The sequence below is a fragment of the Thermococcus sp. genome (assembly GCF_027012695.1).
In the GTDB taxonomy this organism is placed as follows: Archaea; Methanobacteriota_B; Thermococci; order Thermococcales; family Thermococcaceae; genus Thermococcus.
Genome location: NZ_JALUYR010000084.1, coordinates 1 through 2,018 on the forward strand (window position 1 = coordinate 1; position 2,018 = coordinate 2,018).

The following is a 2,018-nucleotide window of genomic DNA, read 5'->3' on the forward strand; positions in this document are numbered from 1 at the left end:
TTGACAGTCCTGAGAGGAGAAGGGTCCTCCCGATAAAGGAGATACTGCGCTACATCCTCTCCCTTCCGGTTGGGAGGAAGGTTGCTGTTGATGTTGGGGCAGGGACCGGTTATCTCACAGTTCCCCTCTCATGGGTCTTCAGGAAGGTCTATGCTGTCGAGGCCAATCTCAAGATGGCCAAGCTCCTGGAAAAGAGGCTGAATGAGAGGGGAATCACAAACGTTGAGGTAATCCTCTCCGAAAAACCGCCTGAAATACACGAAACGCCGGACCTTGTTGCCTTTTCCCTCTCGCTTCACGAAATTGAAGGGTGGAAAGACTACCTCCGCTGGGCCTCGAGAGCGGAGTACATCCTCGTGATAGAGTGGTGTGTGGATTCCCCGAAGGGCCCGCCAAGGGAGGAGAAAATCCCGAGGGAGGCGCTTGTAAATCTGGAGGGCTTTGAGCTGGTTCTCTCCCGGGTCAGGTTTCCCTACTACCTCGTGATTTACGGAAGGCAAAGGGGTTAAATAGTGTTGGGCGCAAGATAAGAACGGTGGGAGGATGGGAAAGAAGATAGTCGTCGAGCTCCCGGAGATGAGGAAGATACGTGAGGATGAAGTTGAGAAAAGGGTCCAAGTCGAGCTGGCCGTAAGGCTTTACGAGAAGGGTATACTATCCTTCGGGCAGGCGAGGAGGCTCGCTGGAGTGAGTAAGTGGGAGTTCATTGAGATTCTTGCCAGGGAAGGCAAGGGAATCCATTACGATGAGGAGGAGCTTGAGAACGACCTCAAGGTTTTGGAGGAGCTCTCATGAGGGTTGCGGTGAACTCGTCGCCACTCATGTTTCTCGCCAAGCTTGGACTTCTCGACATCTTGGATGAACTTTTCGATTAAGTGTTCATCACAGATGCCGTCTACTACGAAACCGTCGTTGAGGGGGTTGCACACGAAGAGGCCTTGGATATAGCGAGGGCGGACTTTTTGAAGAATGTCTCGCCCAAGAACCAAAAGCTCGTTAAGTTCCTGCTTGAGCTGGTTGATTACGGCGAGGCTGAAACGATAGCGTTCGCCATTGAAAACGACGTTGATTTGGTTGTTCTGGACAATAAAGAGGCGAGAAAGGTCGCGAGGGGCTTTGGGCTGAGTGTAATCGGTACACTGGGACTTCTCCTCCTAGCTAAAAGGAGGGGACTGATTAAGGAGGTCGGGCCCTACGTTGAAAGGCTAAAGAAGCATGGTTTCAGAATCTCCGATGGAATCGTTCAAAAAATACTGGAGAACGCTGGGGAGCTTAAATCTTAATCGAGATTTCTGCCTTGTCGCTTTTCTTGAGCTGGATGGCGAAGAGTTCTTTTGTATACCTCCTATAGCGTAAATAGCTCCACACCATCAAGACAAAGTTGATGGGTCCGAGTATCATGAAAATTAACCCTGAGAGTCGAACAACTCCATCGGATAGAGTGATGTTTCCCGTAAACGACCCGTACTCCAATAGGGTCAGACCTATGCCTGCGGTTAGCCAGATAAGGAGAGTCCCCTTGAATCCCTCATGAGTTCTTTCAACGGCCACTGAGTAAACCACCGCTAACTTTTCAATATCTGAGTTGGCTTCGTGGTATCTAGGCCAATGTTCCTCCCATTCCTCTTTACATCTCTGAATCATGATGTTGGGGTCATTTACAGAGATCGTGAAGTACGCTGCTGTTGTTGCAATTATCAGCAAGAGGGAAAGAGACGCAAGGATTGCAACGAGAAGCTTCCAAAAAAGTGAGCCCAAATTTGGGTCAGTAATTCCGGCTATAAACATGAATGGAACTCCGGCAAATAGAAGAAGTTTTATCAGTCCCCCAATCACTCCATTATTCGGACCATAATCCATCCGATATTTCCTACATTCCTCTACTTCCTCCATTTCCCTCCTCCCTCCGGGTACTTATAGATTTCCCTCCTCCCTCCGGGTACTTATAGATTTCCCTCCTCCCTCCGGGTACTTATAGATTTCCCTCCTCCCGGAGGGTATTATCTATGTAGAGAGAG

Annotated in this window: 4 protein-coding genes; 3 read left to right on the top strand and 1 reads right to left on the bottom strand. The window is 49.5% G+C overall.

Annotated features, from left to right (window positions below):
* The 3 genes from MV985_RS06870 to MV985_RS06880 all read left to right on the top strand — a co-directional run.
* Positions 1-509: methyltransferase domain-containing protein (locus MV985_RS06870; protein WP_297464680.1), on the top strand; the 509-nt coding region annotated here is incomplete at its 5' end.
* Between the two features lie 34 nt (positions 510-543).
* Complete coding sequence (locus MV985_RS06875; protein ID WP_297464682.1) at positions 544-795, top strand: UPF0175 family protein; 252 nt, start codon at positions 544-546, stop codon at positions 793-795.
* Between the two features lie 80 nt (positions 796-875).
* Positions 876-1,283, top strand: coding sequence for a DUF3368 domain-containing protein (locus MV985_RS06880; protein ID WP_297464684.1), 408 nt, complete (start codon positions 876-878; stop codon positions 1,281-1,283).
* Here the strand turns inward: MV985_RS06880 and MV985_RS06885 are convergent.
* The gene (locus MV985_RS06885) at positions 1,273-1,893 is read right to left on the bottom strand and encodes a hypothetical protein (protein ID WP_297464686.1); all 621 of its coding nucleotides are present in this window, start codon (positions 1,891-1,893) and stop codon (positions 1,273-1,275) included. The genes MV985_RS06880 and MV985_RS06885 overlap by 11 nt on opposite strands.
* Positions 1,894-2,018: the final 125 nt, after the last annotated feature.

What these genes read in the sequence shown, in the direction of transcription:
- MV985_RS06875 (WP_297464682.1), top strand. Translation starts at nt 544, where the DNA reads ATGGGAAAGAAGATAGTCGTCGAGCTCCCGGAGATGAGGAAGATACGT.
- MV985_RS06885 (WP_297464686.1), bottom strand. Translation starts at nt 1,893, where the DNA reads ATGGAGGAAGTAGAGGAATGTAGGAAATATCGGATGGATTATGGTCCG.